Genomic DNA, 15,153 nt, shown 5'->3' with positions numbered 1-15,153 from the left:
TATCGTAAACGACACCCTGCAATGAATCCAGAAAAGTTCCTTGTTAAGCGGTTTTTTTTCGTCTTGCCTTTGGAAGATTGGCAAATCAGACTACAAAAGTCAATCTGCGGGCATTGATCCAGACGAAGGAAAATGTGGTCGATGTGTAGTTTCGCGGTGAGCATCACCATTCCACTCAGTTGGCGTAATAGGTGATCTTGATCGGCTTCATGTCTTCAAGCAGCGGTGTTCGCTCGGATTTGGGAATGCAGTAATCAGTCAGGCTGATCTCCGAGAGGGATGGGTGATCCTTGAGGCGACGGATACCCGCGGGAGTGAGTTTTCGCAGACCGTTTGCCTGAAGGTGTTTGAGTGATGCCATGCTGAGAATCACATCAATGCATCCGTCGTCGACGGTCGTTCCCCAGACAGACAATTTTTCTACAGAAAGCCCTTTCAGAGGCGTCAAATGATGGTTTTTGATGGTGGGGTCACTCAGGATGAGTTCTTTCAGGTTGCTTAGTCCCTTCAAATGTTTGAGCCCATCACCCGCGCCGGATCGCGTTTGGATATTGATCGTCGTGAGTAAATGCAGGTTGGCCAGCGGCGCCATTTCTTGCGGGTCGATCGACGGACAACCGATGTAGACTGACCTCAAACGGCGCATTCCCGACAAATTTACAAGCCCCTTGCCAGTAATGTTCTGGTAGGGAAATCCGAATTGCTCGAGTTGTGTCAGACCCGCCAGTTTGGCCATACCTGCGTCGGTGATTCGTGTGTGAGTCAGTTTCAGATGAGTTAGATGCTTCAGTGAACCCAGTGTGCCGGCAGACTCATCTGTGATCGGGCAATTCATCAGATTCAGAATCCTGAGCCGCGGTAGATTCGTTAGATACCGCACACACTCGTCTGTAATTCGAGCGTCTGGAATCACGAGTTCCTCGAGCTTGCCAAGCTTTGCAAGAGACCACAAGCCTCGATCGGTTAATTGCGTATCGTGTGATATGACTCCTTCCAATTGTGGCAGGTTCTGCAGCAGGGCGGCTCCGCCGTCATTCAATTTCGAGCCCTCGAATACGATGCGTTTGAACCGGGCCAGTCGATTAAGAACAGGTGCTTTGGCGTTGCCTCCGTCTGCAATCGTCATCCCGTTGATCATCTCCGCGAATCGAGGTGATGGATGATACTCCCTGGTCTCGGCCCACTGTCGGAGTTTTTTCGCTTCTGCTATTGCGTTAGCTTCGTACATGGCTTGGTATGTGCCGCAAGTACCGTAGTACGTTCCCTTGACCGCTCCTGCATAGATTGCGGCCTGCCGGTATTGGCCCAGTTCCGCATGCCAGGACTTCAACAGCGTCAGAATTTCGGCGGCAATCTGGTTTGATGGAACGGCAAAAGGAATACTGGTCTTTTCACCCAGGACCTTTTGACCGAGCGGCTCCAGACGTTTGATGGCACCGGTGAGGTATTCGCGTTTCGCTGATCGAGTGGCTAGTGAAATTGTTGCTCTGTACCACGCATAGGGCGTGGCCGGATCTTTGAGAATGGACTCCCAAATGGCAGCGGCGTCCTCCTCTTCGCCCCGTACGTAGGCGGCTTGCGCTTTTTTCAAGCGAGGATCTACAGGTTTCTGCCCCGGCGTATTGACAACACTGACACGCTGATTCTTACCGCTGTTCTCGCTCAGTCGCGTTCGCCAGACGTACCAATTGGGGTACACGTAAACGTAGTGGCCACTGGGTAAATTGTACCCGCGCCATTGCGTGCCCGTGTATTCACCAAATTCTCTGTACGTTGTATGAATCAAATCGTCTTCAGGTGCGGGAATCTTCATAATCAGGTGGTGATACTTGCCGCCGACACTCGCCTTGGCCAGTGCCTGTTCTGCCGACAATGCTTCACTGTTTTCTCGACTCGGTGGATCGCTTGCGGGTTGCGGAATCATCTCGGCAGAGAAGATCACTTGATTCGCTTTCAGGTCAATGACATGACAAATATTCTGACACTCCGTTTGTTCGTATTGCGGAGTACGACGCACGACCAGAATCAGATGTCCGTCCATGACCGTGGCATCGTACGTGCTGACCCAGCCGTCTCGTTGGTCGAGAGAGACCCGCACCTGCGACTGAATCTTTCGCGATGACAGTAGCCTTCGTTTTGCATCGAATTCGTGAAGCTGGATGTCGGGCTGCCCATTACGTTGTTCACCCGGATCCAGGCGCAGGAAACGATCAGATGCGGGATCGTAGGCCATTGGATACGAAACGGACGGAAACCCCGGCGCTTTGGTTTTCGACACCTCGTTAGTGTCGACATGAAACTTTACCAGAAAGACGCTCCGGGTAATCAGAACGAGTTCCCTTCGTTTTGAATCGAACGGCGCTCGCAAGGTATAATCTGTCGCGTCGAGTAAACGCTCCAACTCGCCGGTTTCTGTGTTCACACGACAGAGTCCCTGGTCAACACCATAGACCACGTTCGTTCCGGGAATGAACGTGTAGTTGTAACACCAGGGCATTTCCTGCAGCTGATGACTGATCGGTCCCAGTGGATTGCAACGAACGGCGACGCGCTCGCATTGGTCGTTTCCGTCCTGGCCGGTTGGTGCCTTCAGGAGAACAGCATTGAATTCGAATTGTCGGATCTTCTTGATAACTGCATCGAGATCGGCTGGCAGCGACGAACGATTTTCGCCGGTCGGGGCGGCTCGATACCGATAAACTCCGGCGAGTTCCTTATCCAGCGGGGGAATCGAACTCGGCAGCAACGGCATTGATTCTGGTACGGGCTTCGCGTCGCCAGTGTCTTCATGCTGCCTGCTACAACCGTTCAAGACCAACATCAGGAACAAAATTACCACTCGGGCAAGCTTGACTGCATTGCATGTGCAGGACTGGCGGAGTAACGTGACCATGTTTCGGTGTCCCGACTTCAACAAATTGATGATGGATTTCCCATATACAGACGCCGGAATCTTGTCTGAAGTTCCAGGGAATCAGAAGTCTATCGACAAAAAACCACAATTGATTCAAATTGAGACATGACGATTTCTGGTTGCGGCATTGCTCTGCCACTAAGATATTGCATTCATTTAGACGTCACTCAGACTTGCCGTGGGTGCATCGACTTTGGCAGTATGCGTTCGACTGTAACTCGCATCGGTGAAACGACCGATGAATCGAGCCGACTTCAAGATTTTTCCGAGAAACAGTTAGTTTGCGATTACTGTGAAACAAATGATGAGTATCCCGAACAAATTTCGACGAAAAACCCTTGCTATCATCTTTGGATTCTTTTCACTGCTTACCGAAGACAGTTTCATCTACCTCACTTGATTTGTCCGCAAAATGAGTTGTTAAACAGTGTTCCAGAGTTGGTATGAGTTCATGGAAGATGGAGTGATCGCGATCACTCCATTTGAGTAAACACAAGTGTCGATGAAGCATTCAAATACAGACTGGCTGAGATTTTGACGCTATGGACTGTAGTTAGGACACGACTCTGAGTGATTTGAACGCCCCGCCAAGCGGGACTGTTGCATCTATGTTAAGCCAATCGGTTAGCAGTGATGTATAGATACTGCGGAAGTCGATGGTCGATTTCAAATCGCCATCTTGAAGGTCTTCAAGTGATGGATACTTGCTGAGCACACCTGCGTTAACCATTTCACCTGCGATGAATACCGGACCGGATGTCCCATGATCAGTTCCAACCGAGGCGTTTTCTTTCACACGACGCCCGAACTCACTGAATGCCATAACCATGATGCGATCGCTGAAACCCGCCTTCTTGATATCAACCAGGAACGCTTTAAGGGAGCGACTGAACTCAGCCAGTAGACGTGCGTGTGTATTCTTTTGCATGGAATGTGTGTCGTAGCCAGGTTGCGAGACATAGAAAATTCGCGTGCCACTATTCAGTCGAATGATACGTGAAATCAGATGCAGCTTGCGTGCCAGTCGATAATTCGGATAGCCCCCCTTGTCGAAGGACCGATTTTTTGTTGATTCTGCGAATTGTTTTGCGGCTGTGTAGGAAGAATTGACGGTGCTTTGCACAAATGACTGTAGATCGTCACCAGACACGGGTTTATCGGGCGCGGCAAGATTCGAAACCAGCATGAATTCCTCTTCCTTGTTCAAAGCAATGGAGTTAGTTCGCCGGCCAATGATCGCAGCAGGAATAGTACTATCTCCGACAAAAACAGCATCTGGTGTTGCGTTGCCAGATTTCTGTTGCTGATCACACGCGCGACCGATCCATCCCTGACCAGTGTGGTCGGTAGGATCTAAACGTGCGGAATGCCAAATCGCCATGCTGCGGAAATGAGATCTGTTTGGGTTAGGATAGCCAACTCCGGGGACGATGGCCAGTTGATTGTTGTCGAACAACTTACCCACATCTTTCATTCCGGGATGGAGGCCCAAAGAATCGTTGAGCTTGATGATCTCTTTTTTATCGATACGCAGCTTGTCGCGGTACTTGGCGTAAATCTCATCGGCGAAAGGGATCACAGTATTGAGACCGTCGTTGCCACCGTCGAGTTGAATGACGACGAGAATCCGATCGTCCTTACTTGCTTTTGAGGCATGAGCGGTCTGCGAAAGGAACCCAGGGATGAAAGGAGACAGCGACAGTAAAGACGATTGGTTCAGAAAGCTTCGTCGATTCAGCATGACGGTTTCCTTGTTTTCGTTATTAATGTAGATGCGCACGAAATCCCGTTAACAGTTTCAGAACACAGCTGGCTTCGCGCGAATCAGTTGTTGGATTGGTTGATTCTTTCGCTGGAAGATCAGTCGCACCACCCAGCAAGAGTGTTTTCATCATCTTCTCGAACGTGTCGTCTTTTTTGGCGGAGTGTTTCTTTGCCAGTTCCTGCAGATCGGAAACGTAGGCTGGTCGATACACTTCACCGGAAACCACAGCAGCCGCGTAGTTGGCTCGGGCGATGACAGTGCGTGTTGTCAGCCATGTTCGGTGACCTGGCCAGCCAGCGACGTTCGGTGGATAGAACAAATCCAGACCCATTCGTTGTAACCACTCACTCAATGCGAGCGTACTAGGCGGTTTGTCAAACAGTTCAAGTGCACGCAGCGGAGCGATCAGGAATGACAACGGGTCACAAATTCGCGAATTGATGTTCGTGTCGGAAAAGAACAACTGGGATCGAAGGATTGTCTCGACCGCTTTGCCGATATCCAAATTTGTTGTCCGGAGTTGAGATGCAAGCTCGTTGTATGCTGTTTCGTTGACGACGCCTTCGCTGAAGAACTCGCCGATCAGTCGACTAGCCAGCCGTTTAGCGGTTGCGGGGTTCTGAAGCAGAACATCAGCAAGTTGATCCGCGTTGAACGGACCTGTCTTAGTCAGAATGGTTTTCTGGCCTGCATCATGTCGATGGGAATCGAAATGGAATTGTCCCTCTTTCACGGTGAGACCGGTAAGCGCGCGGGCAGCGTTCTTGACGTCAGATTCAGAGTAGTTGCCAATGCCGAGTGTGAATAGTTCCATAAGTTCCCGGCCCAGGTTTTCATTTGCATGTCCGCGGCGGTTTGATGACGCATCCAGCCAGATCAGTAATGCAGGGTCGCGTAGCATGGCGTGCAACAGGTCGCCGAATGGAGCTGTCGCGTGTTTCCGAAAAGTATCATTTTGCAGCTTCATTAACGACAGATTATTTACTTTCAGATTGCTGGTGGCGAAGTGGTTGTGCCACATCAGCGTCAATCGCTCTTGTAATGGGGCGGGTGTGAAGAGTACACGATAAATCCACCAGGCTTTGAGCCGTTCCACGTTTGGCTGCTCAGTGGCAGCGTTGCCGATGAGATTAGCGAGACTCGTGAATTCATCGGGAACACCATCGGCACGAACTTCATCAGAGAGAACCCGGGTGACCGCGTCCTGCGGCTTGCCAGTCAAATCGCGCTGTAGTTCTTTCCACGTCGCCCCAAAAACGGTGCGACGGTGAAGATGGGCGGCACGGCTTGGCGTCCACGGTTGCTGTGGTGTTGGTTGATACAATTGCCAAGTTCTCATAGTGGTATTCTACTGAATATGGGTATCTATATTGCTTAATTTGGCTTCGATCAATTTAATCTTTCGTGTTTGAATCCGATGGCACATCCTCGACTATATCGGAGGCCAAGTCTGAAATGACAGGTTCTCGTTTCGCCTTCAAATTCGACCATCGTTCAGCATCCGGATCAAGTATCAGGTCACCAAGATCAATATTCTTTGGTTTCGGGTTCCCGAGTTCCTCCATAACGATAAAGTACTTGTCCATTTTGGTGAGGATTTTGTAACTTGTCCCAGTGGGCAATGGATAATCGAATCGACCATCTTTGTCTGTTTGGGTCTGAGGCAGCGATCCACCCATAAAAGGGTCGTTCTGATGTCGAGTTTCGAGTGCTACATTCGCCAATGGTCGGCCTTCTGGGTCAACAAGCCGGCCTTTGAGCCGACTGGGTGGGAATAACTTAACAGTGAAATGAGTCTGTCCTTTCTCTGGAATCAGACGAATGAATCGCATGAGCTTTTTGGTGTTGTCGGAGAAGTACATCGGGCGAATGACACCGATCGCAAGACCTGTTACTTCGGCCTGGTCATCCTTGATCATCTTCCCTCCCATGTTGCTGCTGAGTCCATTGCCGATGAGTCCCTTGACTGGATCTCCCCCTGGATCCACGAAGTTCATGGTCATCGACACGCCTTCATCAACGTGCATGTCTAGTGTAAACTCAGATAGATCAACTGGAACATCAATTTCTTTCAGGGAGTGGAATAGAGAAGGGACGAGGTGATCAGAAAGCACAACTCCCAACTCACTCGGATCCTTTCCTTGAAACGCTTCAATTTTATCTGCACCAAAACCCGTGATATATTCTCCCGATTTTATTGTTGCGGCAATTACACCACGACCGGGAATGACCGGAATTTCAAAGTAACCATCTTTGTTGCTGTAGTACCGGGTGTCGCTATTACCCATTAAACGTACCGATCCATCGGAGTATCGATGGTATTTTTCGCAATTTTCGTTTTTCATATAAGGTGCGTAGTAGATTTCTGCTAATGCAATCGGGGCGCCGGTTGCTTTGTTTGTGAGCCTCCCCTTGGCCATCACTGCACGCCGTAGCTCAATATTTAGTTCAATTGGATTCACACCATCACCACGAGGAACGGGGAGTAAATCGGTTTCGATATAAGGTAGCTTACCCGGACGCACTGCAAGGTTGTTTCGTTCGTATCTGCGTGTTCCCACTGGGGGAATGGGAAGCCCCTCGATACGGTAACGTCCCTTTTCGTCAGTAGTTGTTGTGATGTAGCCTGTGTGAGACATCGTCGTTCCATATATTCTCCCGACAGCAACCGGGATGCCAGCCAGAGGGCGTTTGGTTTCGATATCACGGACGACGCCATATACAGGAACACTTGGCTGAGTGATAAAATCGAACGTTCGACCGTAGTACGCCCCAGTTCTGCTTAATTTTGTAGAATGGTGTCCATAGACTGTTTTCATGTCGCGAGCAAGGACGTGAATGATCGTGTCGGTGAGGCGTTTATCCTTGATTCTCAGAATCACAAGGTCGTTTTTCGCGGCTAATCCCGACAGTTCGAAAATACCCGAACGATTCGTGACGACAGGTTGAATACACTGCTGAGGCAGTTGAAATTCAGCGGCAGGAACGGGAAAATAGGCACCTTGAGAGACTGGCCCTCCCCACATCGTTGCACGGTTATCCGATTTTGCAAGCGGAACTTTCGATGTCTGTTGAATCCAGGAGTCGAGCCTTGATGCATCCGGACGGTTGACGCGGAAGACCGACACACTTGCACCTTCAACAGGTTGGCCTTCGATGGATAGTAACCGCCCGCGAATCGTGACAGCAGAGCGAAGTTTTACATTAAGCGACTGTTGCAAAAAGCCAGGCGAAATGAATTTCTTGCCTTTAATGATGTGACCTGACTGTTCGGCTCCGAATGTTGAGTAGGCGTAATTCGGTGCAGAGACAACAAGGAGCGTCCACCACATATGGCTCTTAGGAAGGCGCTTCCAACTCGCATGATTCTTAGTCTCCCGTATGACTTTGTCTTTGGCAACAGTTTGATCGAAGCGACCTTTACCATCAACTTTGAACTCGGTGAGTAGGGTTGAGGGATTACTTCCGGCGTACCATTTCGGAAACTGCATTCGATACAGACGAACTTTTGCGTTAGGGATTGGTTCAGCATTAGTGTCGGTGACTTGGCCGTGAATGCGGACTGTTTCTGTGTCGATCGTCGGAGCAGTAGAAGTAGCAGCAGTTATAATCGGTTCTTGATCGGACGTAGCGATTGCGGAAGAAGCTGGCCGGATGGCCGCTGCAGCAGTGATGACAGGGATAGCAATCAGTGCGATGGCTGTTGCGCTACGCCAGGACAGGTGTTGTGAGAGAGGTCTTTTGAAGTCGAGAATTGAGGCAATTCGCGATTCCACGTTTGATCCACGCGCCATTGATACACCTGGCTGTACTCGTTGACCGCAGCCAGATGTAAGCGATGTCGCCACTTCCAGAAGATGTCGGGCGTACCTGATACGATCGCCGATGTGATCGATGGCGGCATCATCGCATGCTTCTTCCGCCAGATCCGACAAACGACTGCGCAACCACCACGAAACCGGATGAAACCAATACAGACATCGATTGAGTTCCGCAGCCAGTGTCACAAAGAAGTCACGTCGGGCAACATGGGTGAATTCATGCGCAACAATGGCACTGAATTTTTCGGGAGCCCATGTTTGCCAATCTTCCGGTAGAAGCACCGTTGGCCGTAACCATCCAACGGTCACTGGCACGAGCACTTCGTTACTTTCGCGGATGGCTGGTAGACGCCGCAAGAGCGCTGTTGGCAGTTTGGCAAGGCAGTCTTGAATTCGTGGTCCAGCTACAATCACACTGCGGTGCAAGAGTTGTGAGGACGAGTAAAGCCCAGCGAACAGTCTTAATGCGAATGTGAGACTCACGGCGATCCAGAGTATAAAGAGCAGACTGGGTATAGTCCAAAGTATAGGCGAGGTTCCACCATTTGAAACGGTTGCTGTTGTGTCTGCGACCTCCTCGTCCTGCGATGTCGATTGTGGCATGCTCCCTGACAGATTGACTGATAAACTGGCTGACACATCACGATTCTCAAGTGGACTATTTTCATTTGAGACGATGTGACTGGTTTCGTTGATGGCAACCTGAGTAGGCTCGAGAGGAGCTTGTTCAATCGTTGATTCCCTGTTGGTCCAACCGGCCGGGATCGATAGTGGAATGGTTGGAAGAACCAGAGCCAGCAGTGGCAGCAATAACATGCCCGCCAAAACACCAGACCAGACTCGATGCCGAACGTTGGAGTCTCGCAATTTGAACAATTTCAGAGAGGTTCCCGCAATGACCACCAGCAGCAGGGATTTGGTTGAAATATCCAGCAGGAACAGCATCCATTGATTCGAGATCTGAAACATCGAACATCTCCGATCAGGTTAATATCAACTTCGGCAAAAGAAAAGCTTTCGCCTGTCGGCTCACTCATCTAATTACGCTTCGTGCGTTTCGGTTTTTTCTGCTTTGCCTTTTTTTCTTCAGTTGCTGCAATCTGATTAGCCAGTTCCTGCAAACGTTCGGAAGAGATTTGTTTGTCGTCGACAAGCCCCACCAGCAGATTCTCAACAGACCCTGAACAGAATTTGTCCACGATAGATCGGACAGCCGAAGTCGCAACATTGGTTTGCTCCAAAGCCGCTCGGTAAATGTAAGTCCGCCCCTCTACGTCGTGCGTGACATACCCCTTTACTTCAAGTCGCCTCAGCAATGTGCGAATAGTCGACGCCTTCAGGCCATGCGTCCCATCCATTCGCTCACGGACATCTTCACCTGTCATTGGCTGACCGTCCCAGACGATCTGCATTACTGCATTCTCAAGTGGACTGAGTGCTGGTTGTTTGCTGTTTGACTTTGCCATGACCGCTTTTCCGATGCGTCTTATACAATCCATTGGTTACATAATGTAGTGTTACATATTGTAACATTAAAAAGTAGCAGTCAAGAGCATGTGATGGATTTTCGAATATTTCCTGAAATTGTTTCTAGAGAGGTGTGGTATAGCGTCGCATCAATCGTTGATTAAATCGTACGTGCTGAAGACCGTTCAGTCGGAAATTATTTGGTCGATTTAGCATTCGCAAAAAGGTATGGGTTCTCGGGATGCATACGGAGTCCGTTTTATAGATGAGCTGATCACTAATAGGGGGGCTGAACTTTCACGAAAGATCAACGATTATTTTTCGGTTATCTTTAAACGCAACAGTTACGGCAACTAGACCCTCAAAGATTGCGATTCACTCAGCGCAAACGGTATCGAGGGTTACTTGACCAGGCCGTCCGAATCGGGAACGGGTTCTGACTCTTCGTTGAGATATCGGTACAATGTGTCGATCGATGGTGTGTCAATACCCGCTTTCCGTATTAATTTTCGGAACTCATCGGCGAGGGTCTTCATTTCGTCCCGTGCCTCAACTGCGTGACCGAGTTTGATGCTCGCTGTCTTGTTTTCGAGCATGCTTCTCATCAATAGGAGGAGTAGCGGTTCAGGAAGCCATTGGAATAAACGGTGCTTTTTTGGCGTGATCGGGACTCCGATCTTTGAGAGGACTTTGTAACCCTCACGAATTGCTCGCAACATAAGCAGGAGGGCATCGTGGTTGCGAGTCAGCCTGTGTATGTTTAAGGCGACCATATACAGAGCGTTGGCCGTGGGACTGATCTCAGCGGCATGGGTCTTGAGCCATGCATCCATATTTGCACAAATTGACACGGGAAATCCGGCTGAGCGAAATGTGTTGGCGATCGCTTTAATGCGCGGTGACTGGCTGCCCTCGAGCTCGCCGATCGTCGTCGGCTGCTCTTGCTGTGAGAGAATGTGGTATCGGATGCTATCGTTGTGCATTACTGAGGCGGCTCCTGGAAAGCCTAAAAGCACTCGTGCATGACCAAGAGCCTCGACCATTTCCCCAGCACCAGCGGCATTGTTGCCGAAAAACATCATGCTGGGTGTTTGACGGTTTTGGGCCAGAATCGGCAAAACCTCCTCAACATGATTCTTGGGCAAAATGACCAGCACAAGATCGTATGCATCTCCAGGGTCCAGACATGCGACCGTTTTAACTTTGGTTGTGGTCTGTTTCCCACTGCTGAATTCTTCGAGAAGAATCCCCCGTTCACGGATGTCATCCAGACGCTTACCTCTCGCCAGGAGGGAAACGTCCTCTCCCGCTTCTTTCAGTAAGGCCGCATAAAGACTTCCTATGTTACCGGCACCGTAAACCAGGATTCTCATGGTGCTTCAACCTTATCAGTGTTACCAGATACCCGGGATCAGGCGAAAACGCACCCGTTTCGTGTAATCAGTATAGCCCGGTAGTTCTGCTCTGAGTGTGCGATCTTCAAGAGCCGTGCGGATCATGACCCCAATCACAGAGAGCAGTGCTGGGACGAAAGCCCACGCTGACGCAAGCAGAAATGGTGCCGAGAGTATCCAACACATTAAACCAACATATCCCGGGTGACGTAGATAAGCATAGGGTCCTGTGTCGATCACGCGATGACCACGGTCTGTCTGAATGCGCACCGTCTTCTCGAAAAACGGGTTCACGACCATCGACCAGATGAGTAGAGTCGACCCGGGAACGAAGATCACCAGGCCCAATGGCCATACTGTCTCCGTCAGACTTGAAACGCCATCTCGTTTTTCAAATCCGGCAACAATGTAAATTGCGATGATCACGGGCGCAAACAACAGAGCCCAGATTTTGTCCCAGGTTTTCGTTCCTTTACTGAAACGCATTCGTGCTGCGATTAACTCAGGATTCCAGATTTGCAGGCAGACCCACGTGATTAAAACATTGAGGATGAGGAGACCTATGTAGAGCCAGCCGAGTATCCAGTCCAGTCGGCCCGCGGGAATAAAGAGCAGCATTGCGAAGAAGACTGCCGTCCCTGCGATAGCCAGCCCGATGAGGGCTGGCGACACAGGTGCCAGGGAGTTGGAGCGCGTCTCCAGATCAACCATTTCTGAGTATCCTTCTTTTTCGTCGCTCAATGGAACTGATTGTTTAAACTGATTTATTTGATCGATTCATTCAAATTGTTTCGATTTTTGTACTAATCATTATGTATCGTCCCTCGAAAGTGGAATAGCATTTCTGTTAGACGACCTACTCCTTAAATCGTTTCTTTTGGTCACGATACCAATTCTGACAAATTGTGCGAATGGAACTGAGCCCTATTTAGCAAAAACGTATGAGTTTTGAGGGTACATAAGAAATCCGCTTTATTATTTTTTGAGTAGACTGTCCCGTATTTGACGAGTTTCACTAACAAAACTGAGCGAAAAATTCATGTCGCCAGTTAAAGACATTGTTATTTCGTAAAAAAATATCTTGCATAACTTCTGCTCGGCAAATGATATCTCTCGTCGAGGTCTCTGTAGCCAGCGAAGTTGGTCGAAATCAAGGGCAAGAACTATCGGCTGTGGAATCCAAAAGGAAAACCGAATAAACTGTGAATTGCAGTGCGAGATACCGCGTGATTGCCGGTAAGGAGAGGATGGAATGTGATCTGTGTGATGTGCGCTACGTAACAAATTAATCCACGCAGAAAGAGAGAAACAATGATCCACGGCAAAGAAGTCTCGCTTCGCCCCGCTACCAAACATGATCGCCGTAACATCTATATTTGGCTTACCACATCTGATTTAACGCCATCTATGATGGGACCACCCGCATACCCCGATGTGTCAATCCCGACCTGGGATGAATTCTGCGGTGATTACATGTCACATTTCTTTGACGGATCACAACCAGATCGAGGTCGCTCGTTCATCATTGAAGTAGATGGCCAATCGATTGGGCACATTAGCTATGACGGACTTGATTCTAAACGATCTTTCGCCGAATTGGACATTTGGATGCGGTCCCAAGTGTGCTGTGGTCATGGATACGGAACCGATGCCTTAGTGGCGTTGATGGGCCACCTTTGTGATGACTTCGAGATTCGCAAATGCATTGTGCGGCCTTCGCTCCGCAATCGACGAGCCGTGCGTGCCTACAGGAAGGCCGGATTTCGGTCTTCGGAACTGTCTGTTGAAGAACAGAGTCGAATTTATGGACGTGGGGAGTATTCAGATACGATTACTCTCGAATGCAATATCGTGTCATGACTGGATCATACGACTAAATACGCATCCGAGGCGCGAAGCCGAACGGTGTTCACGAAATGTCGGGAAAACCATCGGAAGTTTGACTCTGCAAAAGTGTGCAGTTAGCATAGACCGTGATTAGAGCCTGGAATAGTTCCAACCTCAACACAAAGGGGATTTCCAAGCTAAAAAGATCCCGTTGCTGGCTGCTTGAGATTCGAGGTGAGAGTTTTCCAGCCCAGGGACACTCTGCATCAATAATCGATCACAGACCTGATCAATCAGCTCTCTATTGAGGAAACAAAGATTGCCCCCAATTAGTATTCTCATACTCGTGTCAATTCAACTGATTGTGGCTTATGCAATCATCGTTATGGCTAAACGTCTGGGTGCCACTTACTTTGATCACTTTGTGGGTGAGGCAAGCCCTGAAGCCCTTGGTGCGATCCGATTTTGGATATTTATGATACTGGCCATAAACGTCGCTTGGGAAGACTTGCCAAGCGTGTCCCATCTTCCTGCACAACTGCGGACTAAAATGGGGATCATGTCTTTACTTCATATGATACCGGAGTGGGGATCGGTCTACGCCAGCTATACCAAACTTCTCGTTCTAAAAATGGTTACCCTCACTTTCCTCGTTTTTGCAATGCTCGGATTCAAGACGCGGTTAAGCGTTCCGTGTGCCACCATTCTTGTCTTAATTCATGCTGGCATTTTGCGAGAACATTTTAATTACTATCACACAGGCCTGGTACCGATACTGGTTGGCATCGCATTGTCATTCATGCCCTGCGGACATGGGCTATCGGCTGATCAATACTTTTTCAGAAAAAAAACGACGGACGCAATTTTACCTTTGGCTGTTTATGGTTGGTCCCGATATTTATGCTGGACCGTCATTGCCAGTGCGTATGTAATGGCAGGCATTAGTAAAATTCGCAACGGTGGATTTTGGTGGTGGCACGGTGCCAACTTGAAAAGAATCGTCATGACAGATACGCTCAATCCAATGCACTTCGAGTGGGGGCTCGAGCACGAAATTGCCAGCCTGCCGGTCTTCGTTTTCTCTGCCTTGGGCATTTCTGCTGTCTTGGCAGAGTCACTTTACAGCCTCGTTCTTTTTTCAAAACGCGCTCGATTCGTCATACCAATGCTCACAGCTGGGATGCATCTTGGGATATTGTTTTTCCAAGGCATTTTGTTCTTCGACCTCATTCTGATCCAGGCCGTATTTTACAACCTCAGTGAATGCGTCCCGCAAGCTTGGCGTAGAAAAGCTACTTTAAATCAAGATCCACTGAGCAACACTCAACAACGCAGCCTGCACCAAAAATACTTCAGCGTGTTTCTGTTCATGATGTTAGGGCTTAGTATCTGCTGGCTGGCGCGAGTCGAGTTTTACCCTGCAACGGCAATGCAAATGTATAGCAACACGCAGACAGATGGCTCGATTATTTATAAAAAAATTTGGGCAGTTTATGAAGACGGACACAAGGAAGAAGCACGCCTCGAAAAGTGGATCGGCGCCGTTGCCGACTCACGTTACAGGTTCGTTTTAGGAAAAGATTCAAAAGCCCAACAAGCATTTTTCGATGAAATATTAACAATCGCAAATCGCGATTCTCAAAAGGCAAAAATGATTCGCTTTGATGTCAAGACCTATCAATGGAACTTCCTCACCGATCCAAACGATTCTGACTTCGGTAGGGTTATTGACATTGCGACGTACCCCTAGATGTCACCAAGAAAACGCCTTCAAACTCTTCGCACTACTCAAGTAGTAACCGGCATCGGAGAGTCAAGAGATCCCGCTACCGGCTACGGAATAATTACGATGAGCACAAACTATAATCTTCCAATAGTAGAATCAATGCATTCGCAAACCGCGGATGGCGGTTCATCGTTGGTAAAAAAACACTCCATGTTCATCGGTTATCTCAATCAGCTTCT

General features: G+C 49.1%; 9 protein-coding genes. 2 read left to right on the top strand and 7 right to left on the bottom strand.

The genetic code is table 11. The annotated features are described in order from the left end of the window. Positions 1–175: 175 nt before the first annotated feature. From V144x_RS26515 to V144x_RS26485, 7 genes are all read right to left on the bottom strand, one after another. Complete coding sequence (locus tag V144x_RS26515) at positions 176–2,893, bottom strand: leucine-rich repeat domain-containing protein (protein WP_144989942.1); 2,718 nt, start codon at positions 2,891–2,893, stop codon at positions 176–178. A gap of 574 nt (positions 2,894–3,467) precedes the next feature. Further along, the gene (locus V144x_RS26510; protein ID WP_144989940.1) at positions 3,468–4,655 is read right to left on the bottom strand and encodes a DUF1501 domain-containing protein; all 1,188 of its coding nucleotides are present in this window, start codon (positions 4,653–4,655) and stop codon (positions 3,468–3,470) included. A 22-nt stretch (positions 4,656–4,677) separates the two neighbouring features. Beyond that, positions 4,678–6,018: a DUF1800 domain-containing protein gene (locus V144x_RS26505; protein ID WP_144989938.1), complete on the bottom strand. Its 1,341-nt coding sequence runs from the start codon at positions 6,016–6,018 to the stop codon at positions 4,678–4,680. Positions 6,019–6,073: 55 nt separating this feature from the next. Beyond that, entirely contained in the window at positions 6,074–9,469 is a 3,396-nt protein-coding gene (locus tag V144x_RS26500) for a M56 family metallopeptidase (protein WP_144989936.1), read from the bottom strand. A gap of 68 nt (positions 9,470–9,537) precedes the next feature. Then, entirely contained in the window at positions 9,538–9,966 is a 429-nt protein-coding gene (locus V144x_RS26495; RefSeq protein ID WP_144989934.1) for a BlaI/MecI/CopY family transcriptional regulator, read from the bottom strand. A gap of 402 nt (positions 9,967–10,368) precedes the next feature. After that, the gene (locus V144x_RS26490) at positions 10,369–11,340 is read right to left on the bottom strand and encodes a ketopantoate reductase family protein (protein ID WP_144989932.1); all 972 of its coding nucleotides are present in this window, start codon (positions 11,338–11,340) and stop codon (positions 10,369–10,371) included. A 21-nt stretch (positions 11,341–11,361) separates the two neighbouring features. Beyond that, positions 11,362–12,072: a methyltransferase family protein gene (locus V144x_RS26485; protein WP_144989930.1), complete on the bottom strand. Its 711-nt coding sequence runs from the start codon at positions 12,070–12,072 to the stop codon at positions 11,362–11,364. A gap of 600 nt (positions 12,073–12,672) precedes the next feature. On the opposite strand from V144x_RS26485, the gene V144x_RS26480 reads away from it, so the two are divergent. Both V144x_RS26480 and V144x_RS26475 read left to right on the top strand, forming a co-directional pair. Then, positions 12,673–13,221 carry a GNAT family N-acetyltransferase gene (locus V144x_RS26480; RefSeq protein WP_144989929.1) on the top strand — a complete coding sequence of 183 codons (549 nt, stop codon included), beginning with the start codon at positions 12,673–12,675 and terminating at the stop codon, positions 13,219–13,221. A 352-nt stretch (positions 13,222–13,573) separates the two neighbouring features. After that, positions 13,574–14,938, top strand: a complete 1,365-nt coding sequence (locus V144x_RS26475; protein WP_144989927.1) for a hypothetical protein — start codon at positions 13,574–13,576, stop codon at positions 14,936–14,938. Positions 14,939–15,153: the final 215 nt, after the last annotated feature.

Source organism: Gimesia aquarii (genome assembly GCF_007748195.1).
Classification (GTDB): domain Bacteria; phylum Planctomycetota; class Planctomycetia; order Planctomycetales; family Planctomycetaceae; genus Gimesia; species Gimesia aquarii.
The sequence above is the reverse complement of the archived record's forward strand: the minus strand, read 5'-3'. Positions and strand labels throughout refer to the sequence as shown.